At 65.3% G+C, this 22,134-nt stretch carries 21 protein-coding genes and 1 tRNA gene; 11 read left to right on the top strand and 11 right to left on the bottom strand.

Annotated elements, in window-relative coordinates; all coding sequences use genetic code 11:
• Positions 1 to 6 precede the first annotated feature (6 nt).
• The 5 genes from F3J44_RS10385 to F3J44_RS10365 all read right to left on the bottom strand — a co-directional run bounded on the left by F3J44_RS10385 (position 7) and on the right by F3J44_RS10365 (position 3,509).
• Positions 7 to 627, bottom strand: coding sequence for a response regulator transcription factor (locus tag F3J44_RS10385; protein WP_167272083.1), 621 nt, complete (start codon positions 625 to 627; stop codon positions 7 to 9).
• Between the two features lie 274 nt (positions 628 to 901).
• On the bottom strand, positions 902 to 2,233 hold the full coding sequence (locus F3J44_RS10380) for a deoxyguanosinetriphosphate triphosphohydrolase (RefSeq protein ID WP_167057958.1): 1,332 nt from the start codon (positions 2,231 to 2,233) through the stop codon (positions 902 to 904).
• A 251-nt stretch (positions 2,234 to 2,484) separates the two neighbouring features.
• A complete protein-coding gene (locus tag F3J44_RS10375) occupies positions 2,485 to 2,814 on the bottom strand; it encodes a hypothetical protein (RefSeq protein ID WP_167057955.1) in 330 nt (109 codons plus the stop codon).
• Positions 2,811 to 3,185, bottom strand: a complete 375-nt coding sequence (locus F3J44_RS10370) for a phage holin family protein (protein WP_167057952.1) — start codon at positions 3,183 to 3,185, stop codon at positions 2,811 to 2,813. Before F3J44_RS10370 ends, F3J44_RS10375 begins: the two co-directional genes overlap by 4 nt.
• A 9-nt stretch (positions 3,186 to 3,194) precedes the next feature.
• A complete protein-coding gene (locus F3J44_RS10365; protein WP_167057949.1) occupies positions 3,195 to 3,509 on the bottom strand; it encodes a YqjD family protein in 315 nt (104 codons plus the stop codon).
• Between the two features lie 314 nt (positions 3,510 to 3,823).
• Between F3J44_RS10365 and F3J44_RS10360 the strand changes: the two genes are divergently transcribed.
• The 4 genes from F3J44_RS10360 (at position 3,824) to F3J44_RS10345 (ending at position 6,663) form a co-directional block, all read left to right on the top strand.
• The gene (locus F3J44_RS10360; RefSeq protein WP_167057946.1) at positions 3,824 to 5,032 is read left to right on the top strand and encodes an ammonium transporter; all 1,209 of its coding nucleotides are present in this window, start codon (positions 3,824 to 3,826) and stop codon (positions 5,030 to 5,032) included.
• Positions 5,033 to 5,107: 75 nt separating this feature from the next.
• On the top strand, positions 5,108 to 5,347 hold the full coding sequence (locus F3J44_RS10355; protein WP_167057943.1) for a glutaredoxin family protein: 240 nt from the start codon (positions 5,108 to 5,110) through the stop codon (positions 5,345 to 5,347).
• Positions 5,348 to 5,418: 71 nt separating this feature from the next.
• Positions 5,419 to 5,727: a transcriptional regulator gene (locus F3J44_RS10350; RefSeq protein WP_167057939.1), complete on the top strand. Its 309-nt coding sequence runs from the start codon at positions 5,419 to 5,421 to the stop codon at positions 5,725 to 5,727.
• Positions 5,728 to 5,778: 51 nt separating this feature from the next.
• On the top strand, positions 5,779 to 6,663 hold the full coding sequence (locus F3J44_RS10345) for a pseudouridine synthase (RefSeq protein WP_167272080.1): 885 nt from the start codon (positions 5,779 to 5,781) through the stop codon (positions 6,661 to 6,663).
• Positions 6,664 to 6,762: 99 nt separating this feature from the next.
• Here F3J44_RS10345 and F3J44_RS10340 read toward each other — a convergent pair whose 3' ends face one another.
• Both F3J44_RS10340 and acnA read right to left on the bottom strand, forming a co-directional pair.
• The gene (locus tag F3J44_RS10340) at positions 6,763 to 8,328 is read right to left on the bottom strand and encodes a PAS domain-containing methyl-accepting chemotaxis protein (RefSeq protein WP_167057933.1); all 1,566 of its coding nucleotides are present in this window, start codon (positions 8,326 to 8,328) and stop codon (positions 6,763 to 6,765) included.
• A gap of 312 nt (positions 8,329 to 8,640) precedes the next feature.
• Positions 8,641 to 11,382, bottom strand: coding sequence for an aconitate hydratase AcnA (gene acnA / locus F3J44_RS10335; RefSeq protein ID WP_167272078.1), 2,742 nt, complete (start codon positions 11,380 to 11,382; stop codon positions 8,641 to 8,643).
• A gap of 221 nt (positions 11,383 to 11,603) precedes the next feature.
• On the opposite strand from acnA, the gene rlmM reads away from it, so the two are divergent.
• The 3 genes from rlmM to pdxB all read left to right on the top strand — a co-directional run bounded on the left by rlmM (position 11,604) and on the right by pdxB (position 14,238).
• The gene (gene rlmM / locus F3J44_RS10330) at positions 11,604 to 12,668 is read left to right on the top strand and encodes a 23S rRNA (cytidine(2498)-2'-O)-methyltransferase RlmM (protein ID WP_167272076.1); all 1,065 of its coding nucleotides are present in this window, start codon (positions 11,604 to 11,606) and stop codon (positions 12,666 to 12,668) included.
• 124 nt (positions 12,669 to 12,792) lie between these two features.
• Positions 12,793 to 13,035 (top strand): sulfurtransferase TusA, encoded by a 243-nt coding sequence (gene tusA / locus F3J44_RS10325; RefSeq protein WP_167057924.1) that lies wholly within the window; start codon positions 12,793 to 12,795, stop codon positions 13,033 to 13,035.
• Positions 13,036 to 13,095: 60 nt separating this feature from the next.
• Positions 13,096 to 14,238: a 4-phosphoerythronate dehydrogenase PdxB gene (gene pdxB, locus F3J44_RS10320; protein ID WP_167272074.1), complete on the top strand. Its 1,143-nt coding sequence runs from the start codon at positions 13,096 to 13,098 to the stop codon at positions 14,236 to 14,238.
• A 114-nt stretch (positions 14,239 to 14,352) separates the two neighbouring features.
• Here pdxB and F3J44_RS10315 read toward each other — a convergent pair whose 3' ends face one another.
• Entirely contained in the window at positions 14,353 to 14,526 is a 174-nt protein-coding gene (locus F3J44_RS10315; protein ID WP_167057917.1) for a PA1571 family protein, read from the bottom strand.
• A gap of 148 nt (positions 14,527 to 14,674) precedes the next feature.
• On the opposite strand from F3J44_RS10315, the gene F3J44_RS10310 reads away from it, so the two are divergent.
• Both F3J44_RS10310 and F3J44_RS10305 read left to right on the top strand, forming a co-directional pair.
• Positions 14,675 to 16,432: an ABC transporter transmembrane domain-containing protein gene (locus F3J44_RS10310; protein WP_167272072.1), complete on the top strand. Its 1,758-nt coding sequence runs from the start codon at positions 14,675 to 14,677 to the stop codon at positions 16,430 to 16,432.
• 192 nt (positions 16,433 to 16,624) lie between these two features.
• Positions 16,625 to 18,241, top strand: coding sequence for a methyl-accepting chemotaxis protein (locus F3J44_RS10305; RefSeq protein ID WP_167057911.1), 1,617 nt, complete (start codon positions 16,625 to 16,627; stop codon positions 18,239 to 18,241).
• 165 nt (positions 18,242 to 18,406) lie between these two features.
• Here F3J44_RS10305 and F3J44_RS10300 read toward each other — a convergent pair.
• Positions 18,407 to 18,483 (bottom strand) — tRNA-Pro (locus F3J44_RS10300).
• A gap of 81 nt (positions 18,484 to 18,564) precedes the next feature.
• Positions 18,565 to 18,786, bottom strand: a complete 222-nt coding sequence (locus tag F3J44_RS10295; protein ID WP_167272070.1) for a YgdI/YgdR family lipoprotein — start codon at positions 18,784 to 18,786, stop codon at positions 18,565 to 18,567.
• Positions 18,787 to 18,962: 176 nt separating this feature from the next.
• Between F3J44_RS10295 and moaB the strand changes: the two genes are divergently transcribed.
• Together moaB and glp are read left to right on the top strand one after the other, a co-directional pair.
• Positions 18,963 to 19,502: a molybdenum cofactor biosynthesis protein B gene (gene moaB / locus F3J44_RS10290; RefSeq protein ID WP_167057908.1), complete on the top strand. Its 540-nt coding sequence runs from the start codon at positions 18,963 to 18,965 to the stop codon at positions 19,500 to 19,502.
• Positions 19,486 to 20,712: a gephyrin-like molybdotransferase Glp gene (gene glp, locus F3J44_RS10285; protein ID WP_205299811.1), complete on the top strand. Its 1,227-nt coding sequence runs from the start codon at positions 19,486 to 19,488 to the stop codon at positions 20,710 to 20,712. The genes moaB and glp overlap by 17 nt, the downstream gene beginning before the upstream one ends.
• Here glp and F3J44_RS10280 read toward each other — a convergent pair.
• Positions 20,701 to 21,948: a glycosyltransferase family 4 protein gene (locus F3J44_RS10280; protein WP_167057902.1), complete on the bottom strand. Its 1,248-nt coding sequence runs from the start codon at positions 21,946 to 21,948 to the stop codon at positions 20,701 to 20,703. The two genes, glp and F3J44_RS10280, sit on opposite strands and share 12 nt — an antisense overlap.
• Positions 21,949 to 22,134 lie beyond the last annotated feature (186 nt).

Raw genomic sequence — 22,134 nt, 5'->3', positions numbered from 1 at the left:
CCGACCTCAGACCAGCGCATTGCGTTTGGCCATCTCGATCAGCTCGACCAAGGTTTCGACCTGAAGCTTTTGCATCAGGCGTTTCTTGTAGGTGCTGACAGTTTTGTTGCTGAGGAACATGCCCCGGGCGATCTCCTTGTTGCTGCGGCCCTGGGCGAAAAGTTGCAAGACCATCAATTCCCGGTCATTGACCAGGCGGAACAAGCGCAAGTCGGCGTCAGCTGTTTCGTGTTGCGGGTGGATGGCCTGGCTTGGGAAATAGTTATAGCCGGCAAGTACGGCCTTGATTGCGCTGAGCAGTTCGGTGAGGTCTTCGGCCTTGCACACATAGCCGGCAGCGCCGGAGTGCATGCAACGCATGGCGAACAGGGCTGGGGCCTGGGCGGTGAGCACCAGCACCTTCAGCGGCAGCGCCATGGCCTGGAAGCGCGCCAGCACTTCCAGGCCATCGAGCTTGGGAATACTGATGTCGAGAATGACCAGGTGCGGGTCCGTTTCGCGAATCAGCTGCATGGCGTCCACGCCATTGTCCGATTCACCCACCACCTTGTAGTTCTGGTTCTCCAACAGCATGCGAACGGCCAAGCGGACGACCGGGTGGTCGTCGACAATAAATACGGATTGCATGTTCAACTTCCCTGCGACGAATGACGGAGGCAGGTTCCACCATAACGCAGTTCAAACTCCTCGGGGGTATGAGGAATGGCGATTAGCGCTATATGGGAAATGGACTACAAAACATGGGTATTAAATCCACGAAGTGTAAGCGATTAATTCAAACTTTTAATATTTGTATCCAGAGTGCGGCTCGATGTTTATTAAATGTTTAACCCTGGGTCTGGGATATAGGAAATTTCCTACAATTCAGGCAGCCGCCCGGCGAGGCGCCGGGCGCTGACGCTCAGGCCGGGTTGGAGCGCCCGGTCATTTCACTGGCCATCTCGCTGGCGTAGCTGTCGGTCATGCCGGCGATGAAATCGATCATGCGCAGGAAGGCCTTGTGCAGCGAGTCGTGGGGGTGGGGAGCATTGTTGCCGAGCAAGTCGAGCACGCGCCGGCTCTTGAACGATGGCGTACGCCCGCCGTGCTGTTCCAGGGCGGCGGCGCAAAAGGTGTTGAGGAGAATTTCCAGTGTGGTGTAGGCGCCAATTTCATGCAGCGTCTTGCGCTTGTCCTGGAAGATCTTGTTGCGTGCCATGTCCTTGGCCTGCAGCACGCAGCGCTTGGCCGGGCCGTGCATGTGCTCGACCAGGTCGCCGTGCAGCTGCCCGGCGAGCAGTGCGGGTTGTTGCTCGACGAAGGCGCGGGCGGCGGCGTTGGTCAGGTGTTCGATGGCCTTGCCGCGCAGGATCGCCAGCTTGCGCCGGCGCGAATCGGCAGGCCCGAGCTGGCGGTAGGTTTCCGGCAGGTCGTCGCCCACCAGGTCGAGCAGCAGTGCCTCCACCTCGGCGTACTGCAGCAAGTCCATCTCCAGGCCGTCTTCGAGGTCGATCAGCGCGTAGCAGATGTCATCGGCGGCTTCCATCAGGTAAACCAGCGGGTGGCGCGCCCAGCGCTGGGCTTCGAGCTGCGGCAGGCCGAGCTTGCGGGCGATTTGCTCCAGTAGCCCCAGTTCGCTCTGGTAGCAGCCGAACTTGTGCTTCTTGTAGCCCAGGGCGTCGGCGTGGCGGGCGCTCCAGGGGTATTTGAGGTAGGTGCCGAGGGTGGCATAGGTCAGCCGGGTACCACCGTCGAACTGGTGGTATTCCAGCTGGGTGAGCACGCGAAAGCCTTGGGCGTTGCCTTCGAAATTGAGGAAGTCGGCGCGTTCGTCATCGCTCATGTCGTCGAGCCAACCGCGCCCGGCAGCCTGCTGGAACCAGTGGCGAATGGCGTCTTCGCCGGAGTGGCCGAAGGGCGGGTTGCCGATGTCGTGGGCCAGGCAGGCGGACTGCACGATCATCCCCAGGTCGCTGGGTTCGCACCAGGCCGGCAGGCTGTCGCGCAGGGTTTCGCCCACGCGCATGCCGAGCGAGCGGCCAACGCAGCTGACTTCCAGCGAGTGGGTGAGGCGGGTGTGGATATGGTCGTTGCTCGACACCGGGTGTACTTGGGTCTTGCGCCCCAGGCGGCGGAAGGCGCCGGAGAAGATGATGCGGTCGTGGTCTTTGTGGAAGGGGCTGCGCCCCAGTTCATCGGCGCTGTAGAGGGCTTTGCCGAGGCGTTCGCGGGTGAGCAGGGTGTGCCAGTCCAAGGCGCGGTCTCCTGTCGATCGAAGGGTATAGCTTCTGGTGTCTGGGTGGGTTGTGCAAGGGGGATTGGCGCCGCCGGGGCGGCGCATTGCGAATGCGCATGGAATTTGTGTAGGAGCGGGCTTGACCCGCGAACACCGGCGAAGCCGGTGCCATCCACCGCGTCGCCTGCTTCGCGGGGCAAGCCCGCTCCTACAGGGAATTGCGGCAGGTTCGCCACGACAGCGCATTACGCTGGAAGGTGTAGCTGGCGTCAGGGCCGGCGGCCGCTTTGCATGAACAGCTTCACCAAAGGCAGCAGGCTGGCGCCCAGGCGCACCAGGCGGGAAAGGTTGCCGCTGCGCACGCCCTTGCCGGTGAGAAAGCCCAGCGCTACGACCGCGCCAACGCCCCACAACGGCGCATGCTTGATGCCCAGCCCATCGCCCAGCGAGCTGCCCACCCCACGCAAGCGCTGCAGCGGTTGCAGCAATTGCCCCGATTCGTGGCGGATTTCCTGGCGGTGCATTTCCATGCGCAGGCGCAGCAGCGCCTTGCGCATTTCACGCGGGTTTCGCGTGTTCGGCATTTCAGGCAGGCTCATGGCAACAGGCGCTCCCGGTCCTTGGCCAGTTCCTCGAGGGTGGCGTGGAAGGGCGAGGATTCATCGAACACCGCTGCTTTCAGGCGCAGCGCGCAATACAGCGCGGCAAGGCCGTAGAACACGCACAGGCCGATAATCCCGGCCAGGCGGTAGCTGTCCCACAGCAGCACCAGCAGCAAGCCCGACAGGGCGGTGAGCAGCAACAGCGCAAATACCAACGCCAGGCCTGCGAACAGCAACAAGCTCAGGGTGCGGCCTTTCTGCTCCTGCAGTTCGATGCCGAACAGTTCGATATGGCTGTGCAGCAGCCCCAGCAGCGCGGCGCCCAGGCGCCGGCCCGAGGCACTGGTGCCAATGGCATCATTGTCCATGTGGGCTCCTTAGCGCCGGTTGGCCAGCAGGCCGATCAACAGCCCCACGCCTGCAGCGATGCCGATGGCCTGCCACGGGTTTTCCTGAACGTACTGCTCGGCGCTGCCCAGTGCCGCTTGCCCGCGGTCGAGCACCGAGTCCTGGGTCAGTTGCAGGGTTTCCCGGGCCTGGCTCAGGCGCTCGTGAATCTGCTCGCGCAATTCGTCGGCCTGGTCGCCCGCAAGGTTGGCGGTGTCGGCCAGCAGTTTCTCGGTATCGCGAACCAAGGCCTGGAAGTCAGCCATGAGGATTTCTTGTGCAGTCTTTGCCGATTTGCTGGCCATTGGGGCTCTCCCTGTGCAGGTGTGTAGATCATTCGAGTGACGCGGCGCGTGGAAGGTTCAGTCGGCGCTGGTATGCGCCTTGCTAAGGACAATTGCCACAACGCGGGGCACGGCCCTGGGGCGCTGCGCCGATTCAGGGCGCCGGCCCCGGCGGATACCGGTAAACCTTAACCCAATCCACGACAAACCCAAGAAAAAACCACGCAGGCCACACCCGCTTCACGGTGAAGGGGTGACAGGCTGGCACCGATTCGGTGCAGGGATGCAGGTTCTTGAACTGTCCTGGTGCCTTTTTCAGCAGGTCTGCCTTCTACATGGAAAATACGCTCAGCGCGATGGACTCCCTGGTCCACGGTTCCAATACCCTGTTCATCCTCATGGGCGCCATTTTGGTGCTGGCCATGCATGCCGGCTTCGCCTTCCTGGAAGTGGGCACGGTGCGCCACAAGAACCAGGTCAATGCCTTGTCGAAGATCCTCAGCGACTTTGCCATCTCGGCGCTGGTGTACTTTTTCATCGGCTACTGGATCGCCTACGGCGTGAACTTCCTGCAGCCAGCGGCTGCACTGGCTGCCGACCATGGCTATGCGCTGGTCAAGTGCTTCTTCCTGCTGACGTTTGCCGCAGCGATCCCGGCGATCATTTCCGGTGGCATCGCCGAGCGCGCCCGCTTCGTGCCGCAGTTGTGCGCCACGGCGCTGATCGTGGCGTTCGTCTACCCGTTCTTCGAGGGCGTGGTGTGGAACGGCAACCTGGGTATCCAGGCCTGGCTGCAGGCCCGCTTCGGTGCGCCGTTCCATGACTTTGCCGGCTCCGTGGTGGTGCACGCCATGGGCGGCTGGCTGGCGCTGGCGGCGGTGCTGCTGCTGGGCGCGCGGCGCGGGCGTTACCGCGAGGGCCGGCTGGTGGCCTTCGCGCCATCGAGCATCCCGTTCCTGGCGCTGGGCTCGTGGATCCTGATCATCGGCTGGTTCGGCTTCAACGTGATGAGCGCACAAACCCTGCAAGGGGTCAGTGGCCTGGTGGCGATCAACTCGCTGATGGCCATGGTCGGTGGCACCCTGGCCGCGCTGCTGGCGGGGCGCAACGACCCAGGCTTCCTGCACAACGGCCCGTTGGCCGGGCTGGTGGCGATCTGCGCCGGTTCCGACCTGATGCACCCACTGGGCGCATTGGCCACCGGCCTGGTGGCGGGGGTGCTGTTCGTGTGGAGCTTCACCGCTGCGCAGAACCGCTGGAAGATCGACGACGTGCTGGGCGTTTGGCCACTGCACGGCCTGTGCGGCGTGTGGGGCGGCATTGCCTGCGGCATCTTCGGCCAGGCCGCGCTTGGCGGCATGGGCGGTGTGAGCCTGGCCAGCCAGTTGCTCGGCACCCTGGGCGGTATCGCGGTGGCGCTGGCCGGTGGTTTTGCCGTGTACGGGTTGATCCGCAAGGTACTGGGCCTGCGCCTGAGCCATGAGCAGGAGTTCCAGGGCGCCGACTTGTCGCTGCACCGTATTGGTGCCACCAGCCAGGATTGACCGGGGCCGGGTGCACAAGTGGGCAGGGCGGGCCTAGAATGGGCTTCATCCCACAGCCAGATCGAGTCCTGCCCCATGCTGCCTGAATGCCAACTCTTCGGTACCAGCGGGTGCCATTTGTGCGAAGTGGCCGAGTCGGTGCTGATGCCCTTCGCCGACCGCGGCCTGCTCATCGAACTGATCGACATCGCCGAGGACGAGACGCTGTTCGAGCGCTATGGGCTTATCATTCCGGTGCTGCGCCGCTGCGACACGTCGGCCGAGCTGCACTGGCCATTCGATGCCGAGCAGGTGGTGGCCTTTCTCGGCCAATGACGGCCAGGTGAATTGACGGCGGTGCCTGCCACTTCGTATGCTGTATATAAATACAGTATCGAGGTAACCCCATGCACAACGTCGAGCAACTCAAGTACAGCGTCAACCGCATGCCGGTGGAGCGGGTGTGCGAGGCGGTGCTGGAGCTGCGCCTGGAAGGCCTGGTTCTCGATGAGCGCACGCCGTTTGGCAAGGTTCATTTCAACACCTGCTTCGCCGAGATCGAGGCGCTGTTCCAGCGCGCCGGTTACCACCGCGGGCTGGACGTGGTCGGTTACCAAGGCCTGCTTTATGCCCTGTACGATCCTGGGCGCTGGGAGGCGGTGCAGGTGCTGCGCTGGCTGAAGGAACGCAGCGAGGCCATGGCCGAGGCTGGTTGAGCTGCCGGGCTTGGGCGATAATGCGCGGCCTTGCCTGTTTCGAGCCCCGCCATGACCCCGCCATTCGACCCTGCCCGCCAGCAAGCCAGCACGGTTTGCCTGCCCCCCGGCCACTGGGCCACGGTGCTCGACTGCCTGTGTGACCACTTCAAGGCCATCGACCGGGCCGTGTGGCTCGACCGTTTCGCCCGTGGCCGGGTGCTGGATGCTGCAGGCCAGGCGGTGGCTGCCAGCCTGCCGTACCGCCGGGGCATGCGCCTTCACTATTTCCGGGAAGTGCCCAACGAGAAGCCGATTCCGGTGCAGGAAACCATCCTGCACATGGACGAGCACCTGGTGGTGGCCGACAAACCGCATTTCCTGCCGGTGACCCCGACCGGCGAATACGTCGAGCAAACCCTGCTGCGGCGGTTGATTCGCCGCCTGGACAACCCGCACCTGGTGCCGCTGCACCGCATCGACCGGCACACTGCCGGGTTGGTGCTGTTCTCGGCCAACCCGGATACCCGCAGCGCCTACCAGCGGCTGTTCCCCGAGCGGCGTATCGACAAGCGCTACCAGGCCATTGCCGCCGCCATGCCGCAACACCGCTACCCCTTGGTGCACAAGAGCCGGCTGGTGCACGGCGAGCCGTTCTTCCGCATGCATGAGGTCGAAGGGGAGAGTAACAGCGAAACCCTGGCTGAGGTGCTGGAGCGCAATGGCGAACTGTGGCGCTACGGGCTGTCGCCGGTCACCGGCAAAACCCATCAGCTACGGGTGCACATGGCGGCGCTGGGGGCAGGGATCTGCAACGACCCGTTCTACCCGCACTTGCTCAAGGAAGATGACGACTACCAGCGGCCGCTGAAGCTGCTGGCCCACAGCTTGCGCTTCAGCGACCCGTTGACGGGCGAAGAGCGGTATTTCGAGAGCCGTTTGACGCTGGATTGGTAAACGCTTCATCGCGAGCTGCGCTCGCTCCTACCGGCGGGGATTCGCGGCCCTGGTAGGAGCGAGCGAAGCTCGCGATGCGCCGCAAAAAGCGGCGCTCGTTCAGCGGTTGAACCGCTCCACCAGTGAATACTGGCCACCCGCCGTACTGCTCAGCTCTTCACTCAACTGCGCCGAATGCTGGGCCTGTTCGGCGGTTTGGTCGGCCAGTGCGGCGATGGTGCTGATATTGCGGCTGATCTCATCGGCCACCGCGGTCTGCTCCTCGGTCGCGGCGGCGATCTGCGTGGCCATGTCGGTGATGTTGGCCACCGCTTCGCTGATGCCAACCAGCGCCTGGTCGGCCTGCATCACCCGGTCTACACCTTCCTGGGCCTGGCGGTGGCCGGTTTCCATGGTCAGCACGGCGTTGTTGGCGGTTTGCTGTAATTTGGCGATCAGGCCGTGGATTTGCCCGGTCGACTCGGCAGTACGCTGGGCCAGTTGGCGCACTTCGTCGGCAACCACGGCAAAGCCACGGCCCATTTCACCGGCGCGGGCCGCTTCGATGGCGGCGTTGAGCGCCAGCAGGTTGGTCTGGTCGGCGATGCCCTTGATCACATCCACCACGCCGCCAATCTCGTCGCTGTCCTTGGCCAGTTGGGTCACGGTGGCGCCGGTTTCGCCCACCGCCGTCGACAGGCGCTCGATGGCATCGCGGGTTTCCCCGGCGATCTGCCGCCCTTGGCTGGTCAGGCGGTTGGCTTCCTGGGTGGCATCGGCAGTGCGTTGCACGTGGTTGGCCACTTCCTGGGTGGTGGCGGCCATCTGGTTGACCGCGGCGGCCACTTGTTCGGTTTCCACTCGCTGGCGCTCCAGGCCCGAGGAGCTCTTGTGGGCCAGGGCATCGGACTGGCGCGCCTGTTCACTCAGATGCTCGGCGCTGTCCTGCAGGCGGGTGAGGCAGGTTTTCAGGCGCGCATCCTGGCTGAGCATGGCCATTTCCAGGCGCGCCTGCACGCCGCGGCTGTCGGTGTACATCTGCGCGATCAGCGGGTCGGAGGTGGTTTGTTCGGCCAGGCGCAGCAGGCGCTTGAGGCCGCGTTGCTGCCAGGTCAGGCCCAGCAGCCCCAGGGGCACCGAGAGGCCAGCGGCAATCGCGAAGCCCCAGGAGTGGCCAAGCCAGTTGCCGATCAAAAAGCCCACCTGGCTGACCAGGATGAACGGCAGCCAGTCCTGCGCCACCGGCAGCCAGCGGTCGCGGCGCGGCACCGAGGTCTTGCCCTGGTTGATGCGCTGGTACAGCGCTTCGGCGCGGCGGATTTGCTCGGCGGTGGGCTTGACCCGTACCGATTCGAAGCCGACCACCTGGTTGTTGTCGAAAATTGGGGTGACGTAGGCGTTGACCCAGTAATGGTCGCCGGACTTGCAGCGGTTCTTGACGATACCCATCCACGGCAGGCCCTGCTTGAGGGTTTGCCACATGTGCGCGAACACCGCCGACGGCACATCGGGGTGGCGCACCAGGTTGTGCGGCGCACCGGTCAGCTCCTCGCGGGTGAAACCACTGATCTCGATGAAGGCATCGTTGCAGTAGGTGATCACACCCTTGGCGTTGGTGGTGGAGATCAACCGCTGCTGGGCAGGGAAAGTCCGTTCTCTCTGGGTAATCGGCTGGTTGTTACGCATGGGTCGAGTAATCCGCAAGGCTTTCGACAGATATCGGCAAGCCACTGGTTTTATTGAACGAATAATTAATTTGCTTGATCTGGGGCAAGGTGGGTGGCGCTGGGGTGCAGTAGAGGCGCGGGGTTTATGACCGTTTTGTGACTGCTTGGGCCTATGATGACTGAGCGGCCATCAAAGTGCTACTGGTGGAAGATTCGGGGGGGCGGCGCCGCTGTGCGGCGCATCGCGAGCTATGCTCGCTCCTACGGAGATAGACGTTATCGAATCAATACGATTTATTCCGTAGGAGCGAGCGCAGCTCGCGAAGGGCCGTCAGGCGCGGATCATCTGCCGCAAAACGTAATGCAGAATCCCGCCCGCCTTGAAGTACTGCACCTCGTTCAAGGTATCGATCCGGCACAGCACCTCGATGTCCTGCTGCCCCCCATCCTCACCGGTGATGCGCAAGGTCAGGTTCATGCCCGGCTTGAGCGCCGCGCCGTCCAGCCCCAGCACATCGATCTGCTCCTTGCCGGTAAGCCCCAGCTGCTTGCGGTTGGCGCCAGCCTTGAACTGCAGCGGCAGTACACCCATGCCCACCAGGTTGGAGCGGTGGATACGCTCGAAACTCTCTGCCAGCACCGCCTTGACCCCCAGCAGGTTGGTGCCCTTGGCCGCCCAGTCGCGGCTGGAGCCGGTGCCGTACTCCTGGCCGGCGATCACCACCAAGGGCGTGCCCTCGGTTTGGTAGCGCATGGCGGCATCATAGATCGACAGCTTTTCCCCGCTGGGCACATGCAGGGTGTTGCCGCCTTCCTCGCCGCCAAGCATTTCGTTGCGAATGCGGATGTTGGCGAAGGTGCCCCGCATCATCACCTCGTGGTTGCCGCGCCGCGAACCGTAGGAGTTGAAGTCGCGTGGCTCCACGCCCTTGTCACGCAGGTAGCGCCCGGCTGGGCTGTCGGCCTTGATGTTGCCCGCCGGCGAAATGTGGTCGGTTGTCACCGAATCGCCGAGCAGGGCGAGGATGCGTGCACCCTGGATGTCCTTGATGTCGGGCAGGGGCCCGGCGATGTCGTCGAAGAACGGCGGGTGCTGGATGTAGGTCGAGGCCTCCTGCCACACATAGGTGGCGGCCTGTGGCACCTCGATGGCCTGCCACTGGGCATCGCCGGCAAACACTTCGGCGTACTCCTTATGGAACATTGCGGTGTCCACCTTGGCCACGGCCTCGGCAATTTCCTGCTGGCTGGGCCAGATATCACGCAGGTACACCGGCTGGCCATCCTTGCCCGTGCCCAGCGGGTCGCGGGTGAGGTCCACGCGCACGCTGCCGGCCAGGGCATAGGCCACCACCAGCGGCGGGGAGGCCAGCCAGTTGGTTTTCACCAGGGGGTGCACGCGGCCTTCGAAGTTGCGGTTGCCCGACAGCACCGACGCCACCGTGAGGTCGGCGCTGCCGATGGCTTTTTCGATGGCCTCATCCAGCGGGCCGGAGTTGCCGATGCAGGTGGTGCAGCCATAGCCGACCAGGTCGAAGCCGAGCTGGTCGAGGTAGGGCGTAAGCCCGGCGGCCTGGTAGTAGTCGGTGACCACCTTGGACCCAGGGGCCAGCGAACTCTTCACCCAAGGCTTGCGCTGCAGGCCTTTTTCCAGGGCCTTCTTCGCCACCAGGCCGGCTGCCATCATCACGCTAGGGTTGGAGGTGTTGGTGCATGACGTGATGGCCGCGATCACCACGGCGCCATCGCGCAGGGTGTGGGTTTGGCCGGCGTGGTTGTAGGCAATTTCGCCGGCCTGGTCGGCGTTGCCCACCGCCACGCCACCGCCGCCTTCGCTTTCCAGGCGGCCGACTTCCTTGGCCAGCGGCTTGGGCTGCAATTCGATGAACTGGTCGAACGCCTGGCTCACCTGGCCCAGGGCAACCCGGTCCTGGGGCCGCTTGGGCCCGGCCAGGCTGGCTTCGACCTCGTGCATGTCCAGTGCCAGGGTATCGCTGAACGTTGGCTCCTGCCCGCTTTGACGCCACAGGCCCTGGGCCTTGCAGTACTGCTCCACCAGTGCCACGGCCTCGCTCGGCCGGCCCGACAGGCGCAGGTAGTCGAGGGTTACCTGGTCGACCGGGAAGAAGCCGCAGGTGGCGCCGTATTCAGGTGCCATGTTGGCGATGGTGGCGCGGTCGGCCAGGGGCAGGTCGGCGAGGCCATCGCCATAGAACTCGACGAACTTGCCCACCACGCCTTTCTTGCGCAGCATCTGCGTGACCGTCAGCACCAGGTCGGTGGCGGTGATGCCTTCGCGCAGTTTGCCGGTGAGCTTGAAGCCGATGACCTCGGGGATCAACATCGATACCGGCTGGCCCAGCATCGCCGCTTCCGCCTCGATGCCGCCGACGCCCCAGCCGAGCACGCCGAGGCCGTTGATCATGGTGGTGTGCGAGTCGGTGCCCACCAGGGTGTCGGGGAAGGCATAGGTGCGGCCATCGGCTTCGCGGGTCCACACCGTGCGGCCCAGGTATTCCAGGTTGACCTGGTGGCAGATGCCGGTGCCCGGCGGTACCACGCGGAAGTTGTCGAAGGCGCTTTGGCCCCAGCGCAGGAAGGCATAGCGCTCGCCGTTGCGCTGCATCTCGATGTCGACGTTCTCGGTGAAGGCCTGGGGGGTGGCGTAGCGGTCGACCATCACCGAGTGGTCGATCACCAGGTCCACCGGCGACAGCGGGTTGATGCGCTGTGGGTCGCCGCCGGCCTTGGCCATGGCCGCGCGCATGGCGGCCAGGTCCACCACGGCGGGCACGCCGGTGAAGTCCTGCATCAGCACCCGCGCCGGGCGGTACTGGATTTCGCGGTCGGAGCGGCGTTCCTGCAGCCAGGCGGCGAGGGCGCGCAAATCGTCGCCGGTGACGGTTTCGCCGTCTTCCCAGCGCAGCAGGTTTTCCAGCAGCACCTTCAGCGACATGGGCAAGCGCTGCAGGTCGCCCAGCTGGCTGGCGGCCTCGGTGAGGCTGTAGTAATGGTAGGTGCGGTCAGCCACCTTGAGGGTCTTGAGGGTGTTCAGGCTATCGAGCGAGGGCATTGCCGACTCCTTGTGCCGCGGGGCCCGGCATTCGTTGGGGGAGGCCGGTGCCACCGCGCTGTTCTGGTCCGCACGGCACGGACCTGGCTGAATGGTCAGGTTAGCGCCGTTTGGCGCCCCTGGCTCTTTTCTGGACCGGCGGGGCATGTCGCAGGTTCCGAACTTCCTTTATCATCGCCGCCCTGCCGGCGCCTGAGGCGCCAGCCGTAGTGGAGTGAGAAATGAATACCCTGTTCATGCATTGCCGGCCCGGTTTCGAGGGTGAGGTGTGCGCCGAGATCAGCGAACATGCGGCCCAGCTGGGTGTGGCCGGCTATGCCAAGGGCAAGCCGCAAAGCGCCAGCGCCGAATTCGTCTGCGCCGACGCCGAGGGGGCCGAGCGGCTGATGGCCCAGTTGCGTTTCGCGCAGCTGATCTTCCCGCGCCAGTGGGCCCGTGGCGCCTATATCGAACTGCCGGAAACCGACCGCATCAGCGTGCTGCTGGCGCACCTGGCCGAGCAGCCTGTTTTTGGCAGCCTGTGGCTGGAAGTGCTGGACAGCAACGAAGGCAAGGAGCTGTCGACCTTCTGCCGCAAGTTCGAAGTGCCGCTGCGCAAGGCCCTGGAAAAGGCCGGCCGCCTGGTGGACAACCCCAGCCTGCCGCGCCTGCTGCTGACCTTCATCAGCGGCCGCCGGGTATTCGTTGGCGTGGCCGAGGCCAACAACAGTGCGCTGTGGCCCATGGGCATTCCGCGCCTGAAGTTCCCCCGCGAGGCGCCGAGCCGTTCAACGCTCAAGCTCGAAGAAGCCTGGCACCAGTTCATCCCGCGTGAGCACTGGGCGCAGCGCCTGGGCGATGACATGACCGGGGTCGACCTGGGCGCCTCGCCGGGGGGCTGGACGTACCAGCTGGTGCGCCGCGGCATGCTGGTGACGGCCATCGACAACGGCCCGATGGCCGAGAGCCTGATGGACACAGGGCTGGTGCAGCACCTGATGGCCGACGGTTTCACCTGGCAGCCCAAGCAGCCGGTGGACTGGATGGTGTGCGACATCGTCGAGAAGCCGGCGCGTACCACCTCGTTGATCGAAGCCTGGCTGGGCGAGGGGCTGTGCCGTGAGGCGGTGGTCAACCTGAAACTGCCGATGAAGCAGCGCTATGCCGAGGTACGGCGTTTGCTCGACCGCATGGACGCGACCTTCAAGGCGCGCAAGATCAAGGTGTCGATTGCCTGCAAGCAGCTCTATCACGACCGTGAAGAGGTGACGTGCCACCTGCGCAGGCTCGATTTGAAGCCGCGTTGAGGTAACCCGCGCCGCAGTGGCGGCGCATCGCGAGCGTTGCTCGCGCCTACAGGGGCCGCGCCGCGGCCCCCTTGGTCGATGCGCTGCGATGCGCCACAATGACCGATCATTTGCGGAGCCCCCCATGACCGATTTCACCCCCGACGCCATCCTCGATGCCACTGGCCTGAACTGCCCGGAGCCGGTGATGATGCTGCACCAGCACGTGCGCAACCTGGCTGCTGGCGGCCTGCTCAAGGTCATCGCCACCGACCCGTCCACCCGCCGCGACATCCCCAAGTTCTGCAACTTCCTCGGCCACGAACTGCTCGAACAGCAGGAAGATGCCGGCACCTACCTGTACTGGATCCGCAAGAAGGCCGACTGAACCGCGCTGGAACCGGCTTCTCGTTGCGCCTACACTGCGTTCCCCAGACAGGAGAGCGCCATGCTGATAGTTGCCGACGAGAATATCCCGCTGCTCGATGCCTTCTTCGAAGGTTTCGGCGAGATCCGCCGCTACCCCGGTCGTAGCCTCGACGCGGCCAGCGTCAAGGATGCCGACGTGCTGCTGGTGCGCTCGGTAACCAAGGTCGACCGGCAATTGCTCGCAGGCAGCAAGGTGCGCTTCGTCGGCACCTGCACCATCGGCACCGACCACCTGGACCTGAACTACTTCGCCGAAGCCGGCATCCACTGGAGCAGCGCGCCCGGCTGCAACGCCCGTGGCGTTGTCGACTACGTGCTGGGCAGCCTGCTGACCTTGGCCGAACTGGATGGCGTGGCCTTGCCCCAGCGTACCTACGGGGTGGTCGGCGCAGGTGAAGTCGGTGGCCGGCTGGTGCGGGTGCTGCACGGGCTGGGCTGGAAGGTGCTGGTGTGCGACCCGCTGCGCCAGGCGGCCGAGGGCGGCGACTATGTCAGCCTGCAGACGATTGTTGAGCAATGCGATGTCATCAGCCTGCACACTCCGCTGCAGCGCAGCGGCGAGCACCCGACCTGGCACTTGCTGGGCCAGGCGCAGCTGGCCCAGCTGCGCCCGGGCGCCTGGCTGATCAACGCCAGCCGTGGGCCGGTGGTGGACAACGCCGCCCTGCGCGAGCTGCTGCTGGACCGCGAAGATGTGCACGCGGTGCTGGACGTGTGGGAGGGCGAGCCGCAGGTCGACCTGCAACTGGCCGACCTGTGCACCTTGGCTACGCCGCATATCGCCGGTTACAGCCTCGATGGCCGCCAGCGCGGCACGGCGCAGATCTACCAGGCGTTGTGCCGGTTTCTCGGCGAGGCCGAGCAGGTCAAGCTGGCTGACCTGCTGCCGCCGCCACCCTTGGCGCAGATTGAGCTCGATGCGGGCGCCGATATCGCCTGGTCCCTGGCGACCTTGTGCCGGGCGGTGTATGACCCGCGACGTGACGATGCCGATTTTCGTCGCAGCCTGAGTGACGATGTGGCGCAGCAGCGGGCGGCGTTCGACCAGTTGCGCAAGCAGTATCCGCCGCGCCGCGAGGTTGAAGGGCTGGCGGTGCGGGTACGCGGCGAGGCGCCACAGCTGGCGCAGATGGTCAGTGCCCTGGGTGGTGTGTTGGTTTGATGGTCGCGTGAACCTGTGCTGGCCCCCCCTTGTAGGAGCGGGCTTGCCCCGCGAAAGGGCCAGCACAGGCCATAAAAAACCCGGCACTGGGCCGGGTTTCAAGAAATTCGCGCCTCAGCCTTTACGCACTTTCTCCACGCGGCTTTCTTCCAGGGCCTTGCAGGCCTGCTGGATCATCTGCTCGGTGATCTCGACCTCGCGCCCCTGGGCGTCGATGATCGAGCCACAGGCCTTGGGCTGCGTCTTGTTCTGGGGTTTCACGCTATCGCTGTTGTGTTGCAAGCTCATTGGCGATCTCCTCATCAGGGCACTGCATCTACAGTCCACCAGAAAGCACGGCAAAGCTCCAGACCCTGGTTAGAACGATGTGCTATAGCCACCATCGACAGTCAGGAGTGGTAGTCTTCGGGCTCCTCTGTTTTTTGTGAAGCGCGCCATGCCCAACCCGGATTCCTCCCGTCAACGCCGCGCCCTGCAGCTGGGTTGGCAGTACCTGCGCCCCTATCGCCGGCAAGCGCTGCTGGCCTTGCTGGCACTGATCGTCACCGCTGCCATCACCCTGTCCATGGGCCAGGGCATTCGCCTGCTGGTCGACCAGGGCTTCATGACCGGCTCAGCGCACCAGCTCAACCAGACCATCGGCCTGTTCCTGGTGCTGGTGCTGGCCCTGGCGGTGGGCACCTTCAGCCGCTTCTACCTGGTGTCGTGGATTGGCGAGCGTTGCGTGGCCGACATCCGCCGCGCGGTGTTCGACCACTTGATCGGCCTTCACCCGGGTTTCTTCGAGGACAACCGCAGCTCCGAAATCCAGTCGCGGCTAACCGCCGACACCACCTTGCTGCAGACGGTGATTGGTTCGTCGCTGTCGCTGTTCCTGCGCAACGCGCTGATGGTGCTTGGTGGCGTGGTGTTGCTGTTTATCACCAACCCCAAGCTCACCAGCATCGTGGTGGTAGCCTTGCCCCTGGTGCTGGCGCCGATTCTGCTGTTCGGCCGGCGCGTGCGCAGCCTGTCGCGCCAGAGCCAGGACCGGGTGGCCGACGTGGGCAGCTACGTGGCCGAGACGCTGGGGCAGATCAAGACGGTTCAGGCCTACAACCACCAAGGGCGTGACCGCGAGCTGTTCGCCGGCACGGTCGAGGCGGCGTTCGCCGTGGCCCGCCAGCGTATCGCCCAGCGTGCCTGGCTGATTACCCTGGTGATCGTGCTGGTGCTGGGCGCCGTCGGGGTAATGCTGTGGGTGGGCGGCATGGACGTGATCGCCGGGCGCATCTCGGCGGGTGAATTGGCAGCGTTCGTGTTCTACAGCCTGATCGTCGGCAGCGCCTTCGGCACCCTCAGCGAGGTGATCGGCGAGCTGCAGCGGGCCGCCGGCGCTGCCGAGCGCATTGCCGAACTGCTGGCGGCGCAAAGTACCATCTTGGCGCCGCAGCAACCCCTGGCGCTGCGCCCCCAAGGTGGCCGTATCGCCCTGGAAGAGGTGGTGTTCGCCTACCCTTCGCGACCCTCGGTGGCTGCCATCGACCACCTCAGCCTGGCCATCGAGCCCGGCCAGACCGTGGCACTGGTGGGGCCGTCGGGCGCAGGCAAGTCGACCCTGTTCGACCTGCTGCTGCGCTTCTACGACCCGCAACAAGGCCAGATTCTGCTCGACGGCCAGCCGATCACCGCGCTGGCCCCGGACACCTTGCGTGCCCAATTCGCCCTGGTGGCACAGAACCCGTCGCTGTTTCGGGGTACGGTCGAAGCCAATATCCGCTACGGCCGGCCCGAGGCGAGCCTGGCCGAGGTGGAGGCGGCGGCCCGCGGTGCCCATGCCGACGAATTCATCCGGCAACTGCCCCAGGGTTACCAGACACCCTTGGGCGAGGGCGGTGTCGGGTTGTCCGGTGGCCAGAAGCAGCGCCTGGCAATTGCCCGCGCGCTGCTGGTGGATGCGCCGATCCTGCTGCTCGACGAAGCCACCAGTGCCCTCGATGCGCAGAGCGAACACCTGATCCAGCAGGCCTTGCCGGCCCTGATGGAAGGGCGCACCACGCTGGTGATCGCCCATCGCCTGGCCACGGTGCAGCATGCTGACCGCATCGCGGTAATCGACAAGGGGCGCCTGGTGGCCGTGGGCACGCACCGGCAATTGATCGAAGAAAGCCCGCTGTACGCCCGGCTGGCTGAGCTGCAGTTCACCACAGGCTGATGGTCGCTTTTCTGTAACATTTCTGTAGCATTTGCCTGAGAGTATTGGCTCAACTGTTGCGTAAGTGCTCGACCTGGCTGCTATCGACTGATGGCAGCTTTTTTTTGCCCTGTGAACGAGGACAAGGATGTCTGGCGGCGCTGCCAATGGCGCTGTTTCCCTTTTCCTTTTTGACTGGCTCCGAGACCCGCGATGCTGCGTAAATCCCTCCGCGTGCAAATCCTCACCCTGCTTGGCAGTAGCCTGGCGGCGATGCTGCTGATCGCCCTGGTGTGCTTCCAGTTCCTGTCCTCCAGCGTGCGCAACTATGCCGAGCTGGTGGACGGGCCTCTGCGGGCCTCGCAGTTGATCGACGAGGCCAACCTGCAGTTCAAGATCCAGGTGCAGGAATGGAAGAACGTGCTGTTGCGCGGTCGCCAGCCGGCCGAACTGGACAAGTACTGGCAGCAGTTCCAGGCCCGTGAACAGCAGGTACAGCAGTTGCTGGGCGAGCTGATCGACAGCAGTGACGCCAAGCTCAAGGCACCGCTGCAGCAACTGCGTGACAGCCACCGGCAACTGGGTTTGGCGTATCAGCAAGGGCGCCAGGCGTTTCTGGCTGCAGGCGGCGACCCGGTGGCTGGCGACCAGGCCGTGAAGGGCGTGGACCGCGCCGCCAGCGAGCAGATGAGCGCGCTGGTCGAGCAACTGCGAGCCGACGCCCGTGCCCGCGCTGGCGATATCAGCGCCAGTGCCGAGCGCACGGTGTGGCTGGGCGTGCTGGTGATGCTGGGCTCGGCCCTGCTGGTGGGGCTGCTCAGCCTGTGGCGGGTGAACCGCAGCCTGGTCGAGCCGATTCGCCAGCTGATCGAGTACGTGGCGCAGCTGAGCCAGGGCCGTTTCGCGGCCCGGGTCGACAGCCGCCGGGAAGATGAACTGGGCCGCCTGGCCCGTGCGGCGAACACCCTGCGCGATTTTTTGGCCGACACCGTTGGCCGCCTGAAAGACAACGCCCAGGAACTGGAAGGCGCCAGCGGCCAGTTGCGTAGCATCGCCGGCGACATGGCCCGCGGCACCCAGGACCAGTTCCAGCGCACCGACCAGGTGGCCACGGCCATGCACGAAATGTCCGCCACTGCCCAGGAGGTCGCCCGCCATGCCGCCGAGGCGGCGCGCGCCGCGGATGACGCCGACCACAGCGCCCAGGCGGGTGAGCAGGTGATGCAACAGACCATCGATATCATTGGCGTGGTCAACCGCGAGATTGCCGGCACCGCGGCGGTGATACGCGACCTGGAAACCGACAGTTCACGCATTGGCAAGGTGCTGGAAGTGATTCGCGGCATTGCCGAACAAACCAACCTGCTGGCGCTCAACGCCGCCATCGAGGCCGCCAGGGCCGGCGAGGCCGGGCGTGGGTTCGCGGTGGTTGCCGACGAGGTGCGCAGCCTGGCCCAGCGCACGGCGGCGTCGATCGCTGAAATTCACCAGATCATCGAGGCGGTGCAGTCGGGCGCGGTGGAGGCGGTCAAGGCCATCGAAAGCGGCCAGCAGCGCAGCGAGGAGGGCGCCGAGCAGGTGCAGCAGGCCGGGCAGATGCTGCAGCGCATCACCACGGCGGTGGAGGCGATTCGCGACATGAACCGGCAGATCGCTACGGCCGCCGAGGAGCAGACCAGCGTGGCCGAGGACATCTCGCGCAACCTGATCGAGATCACCCGTATCGCCACGGCCAACCAGGAAGCGGTGCAGCACACCGAGCAGGCGGGGCAGCGGCTGCATGGGTTGTCGGGGCAGTTGGGCGAGGTGACGTCGCGGTTGACGGCGTAGGTAGGGGCGGCGCTGCTGGCGCAGCGCTTCGCGAGCTACGCTCGCTCCTACCAGGCCCTGCGCAAATCCCGTAGGAGCGAGCGTAGCTCGCGAAGCGCTGCGCCAGCAGCGCCCCTCACCCCAAAATACAAAAAGCCCGCGCAAGGCGGGCTTTGGCTAAGGATCTGGTCGGAGAGACAGGATTCGAACCTGCGGCCTTCTCGTCCCGAACGAGACGCGCTACCTGGCTGCGCTACACTCCGATGAACAAAATCCTACTGCATCCATTTTTCGCCTGCAAGCCCTTGCCACGGCAGGGGCTCATGCCCGAAAAACGGCTCTGTTCAGAGCTCTTTGACGGTACGGATCTGGTCTTTGTTCAGGCGCGTGCGCTTGCCGTCGAGCTGTTCGAATTCGTAGAAACCGGAGTCCTCGTCATACTTCGGGGTATCGGTGGCCTGGATCTCGCGGCCGTCGTTCAGCGTGATCACGGTAGGCGTGGCGCACCCGGCGAGCGCACCGAGGCCCAGGGCGAGCAGAAAGGCAGGAAGGGTCCGTTGAATCATCGTGTATCTCCAATGCGAGGGTGCTAGATGACGTTATGACGCAGTGTGTCCGTGCAAGTTCCTTCACAGTGCAGCATAGCGCCAATCGCGCCGTATTGATCCAGGTCTGCCTGCGCTGCCTGCCGGGCCGCCTGTGATATAAATGCCCCATCCCCATTTTCCCGCGACGGACCCCCATGAAAGCCAAGGCAGATACCCCCTTCGTGCCGCTGAACATCGCCGTGCTGACAGTCAGCGACACCCGCACCTTCGACACCGACAGCTCCGGCCAGACCTTCGTCGACCGCCTCACGGCCGCGGGCCACCACCTGGCCGCGCGGGTACTGCTCAAGGATGACCTGTACAAGATTCGCGCCCAGGTCGCCACCTGGATCGCCGACGACAGCGTGCAGGTGGTGCTGATTACCGGCGGCACCGGCTTCACTGGCCGCGACAGCACCCCGGAAGCGGTCGCCTGCCTGCTGGACAAGCAAGTGGACGGGTTTGGCGAGCTGTTCCGGCAGATTTCCGTGGCCGATATCGGCACCTCCACCGTGCAGTCGCGGGCCCTGGCGGGCCTGGCCAATGGCACCCTGGTGTGCTGCCTGCCAGGTTCGACCAACGCAGTGCGTACCGGCTGGGACGGCATCCTCGCCGAACAGCTCGATGCCCGCCACCGGCCCTGCAACTTCGTGGCGCACCTGAAGCAGGCAGCGGCCTGTGACAGCCGTGGCTGAGGCGCCGCAAGCCCGGCCGTTGATGCCGGTGGAAGAGGCCCTGGCGCGCTTGCTGGCGTTGGCCGAAGCCGCGCCTATCAGGGAAATCGAACGGGTTTCCCTGGCCGAAGCCGATGGCCGAGTGCTGGCCAGCGACCTGGTGGCCTCGCTCGACCTGCCGCCCTGGCCAAACAGTGCCATGGACGGTTACGCCCTGCGCCTGGCCGACCTGCAGGGCGAGCCGCTGAGCGTAAGCCAGCGGATTTTTGCTGGCCATGCGCCGCAGCCCTTGCAGCCGGGCACCTGCGCGCGGATCTTCACCGGTGCGCCCATGCCTGCCGGTGCCGATTGCGTCGAAATGCAGGAGAACACCGAGGTGCTGGCCGATGGCACGGTGCGCTTTCTCGAACCCTTGAAGCCAGACCAGAACGTGCGTCCCCAGGGCCAGGAAACCCGCCAGGGCGAGCAGGTGCTGGTGGCCGGCACGCGCCTGGGGCCGATCGAACTGGGCCTGGCGGCCACCCTCGGGCATGGCGAGCTGCAGGTGGTGCGCCGGGTGCGGGTGGCGGTGTTGTCCACCGGTGACGAGCTGGTCGAACCCGGCCTGCCGCTGGGCCCGGGGCAAATCTACAACAGCAACCGGCGCTTGCTGGTCAGCTGGTTGCAGCGCCTGGGCTGCGAGGTGCGCGACATGGGCATCCTGCCCGATGACCTGGCGCGCACCCGTGAGTGCCTGGGCGGCTTGGGCGATGTCGACCTGATTCTCTCCACCGGCGGCGTGTCCGTGGGCGAGGCCGACTACCTGGGCGCAGCGCTGCGCGAGGCGGGCGAGCTGGCCCTGTGGAAGCTGGCGATCAAACCGGGCAAGCCGTTGACCTTTGGCCACTACCGCGGTGTGCCGGTGATCGGCCTGCCAGGCAACCCAGCCTCGACCTTGGTCACCTTCGGCCTCCTGACCCGCCCGTACCTGCTGCGCCGCCAGGGCGTGATGGCGGTGACGCCACTGCGCTTCGACATGCCGGCTGGCTTCGACTGGCCCAAGGCCGGCACCCGCCGTGAGTACTTGCGGGCGCGCATCGACAACGGCCAGGTGCAGATCTACAAGAACCAGAGCTCCGGGGTGCTGCGCAGTGCTGCCTGGGCCGATGGCTTGGTGGAAGTGCGCGAAGGCAGTACGCTCAAGCCGGGTGACAGCGTGCCGTTCATTCCACTGAGTGAACTACTCGGCTGAGCGCCCCAGCCAGGCGCTGCCGCCTTGGCCAGCATTGGCCGGGGCTGCCTGGGTCAAGCGCATGTGCACGGTTTCCAGTTGCTGCGCCGCCACGCTCCAGTCATGGCGCTGGCGGGCGAACTGGCGGCCGGCTTCGCTCAACTGGCACATGCGCCAGGGCTGGTTGAGCAGTTGGGTAATCAACAGCGCTAGCTGGTCGGGGTCGTCGCTGCCCAGGTAATGCTCACCCTGGTTCGCCGCAAGGCCCGACATGCCCTTGCCGGTGCTGATTACCGGTAGCCCGGCGGCCATGGCTTCGAGGATCTTGACCTTGGAGCCGCCCGGGTAGCGCAGCGGGGCGAAGAACAACGCCGAACGCCGTTGCAGCTCGCGCAGGTCGGGGCGGTAGCCGACCCACTCGATGCGCGGGTCGTTCCAGTGCAGTTTCCAGCTGGCAGGCAAGGCATGCCCGGCGATCGCCAGGCGTACGGCGGGGTTGCTCATCCACACCTGCGGCAGGATTTCTTCCAGCGCCCACTCCACCGCCTCTTGATTGGCGCCACACTCGAAATTGCCGACGAACAGCAGGCGCTGGCTGTGCAGGGCCGGTTGCACGTGCTGGTAGAAGTCGCAATCCACGCCGTTGACCACCACGTTCACCCGGCGCCCGCTGACCTGGCTGATCAGCTCGGCATCATGCGGGCTTACCGCCACCACTTCGGTGGGCTGGCGCAGCACGCGCTGTTCCCAGCGCCGGTAGCGCCAGCGGTCGAAGGCGTTAAGGGGGCGCAGCCACAGGGGCAGGCGGTCGTGGCAGGCCGCGCCGGTGACCGATTCCAGGTTGTGCTCGCTGAGCATGTAGGGCAGGCCACGGGCTTGCAGGGCTTTCTCGAAGGGCTGGAAGCTGTAGCTATGCTCGATCTGGATGACGTCCCAAGGCTCGTCCAGCAGCTGTTCGAAGCGGTGCCGCAGGTTCGGCGCCAGGCCATTGATGATCGCCCGCATGGGGTAGTCGATGATGGGCGAGGCCAGCAGGTTGAGCGGGTTGTTCAGTGCCCGCCGGGGCAGCACGATCAGGCGTTCGACGCAGGGTTCCAGGGCTTCGCGGATGGCATCGCTCAGGGGAATCTTCGACTGCACCAGCAAGGTGATCCGGTGGCCTTGCTGGGCCAGGGCGCGCAGCAGGTGGTATTGCCGGGTCTTGCAGCCACTGGTGGTGGGCCAGGGCAGGTAGGGCAGTGTCCAGAGAATGCGCATGGCCCGGAATCCTCGCAAAGGGCTGCGGACAAAAAACGCGCTGGGGCGATCAGCCCATGGCTGCTCCCGGTGCGCGTCCGTCTTATCAGTAAAGCGCACTTCTCGGTGCCTGCCCGGTCAGAGGGATTTTTTGCCGGCATGCAGCATTCTGCGTGCGCGTGTGGTCGAGATCTGCACGCAACGGTT

The organism is Pantoea sp. Tr-811 (assembly GCF_011752535.1).
Taxonomy (GTDB): Bacteria; Pseudomonadota; Gammaproteobacteria; order Pseudomonadales; family Pseudomonadaceae; genus Aquipseudomonas.
The sequence above is the reverse complement of the archived record's forward strand: the minus strand, read 5'-3'. Positions and strand labels throughout refer to the sequence as shown.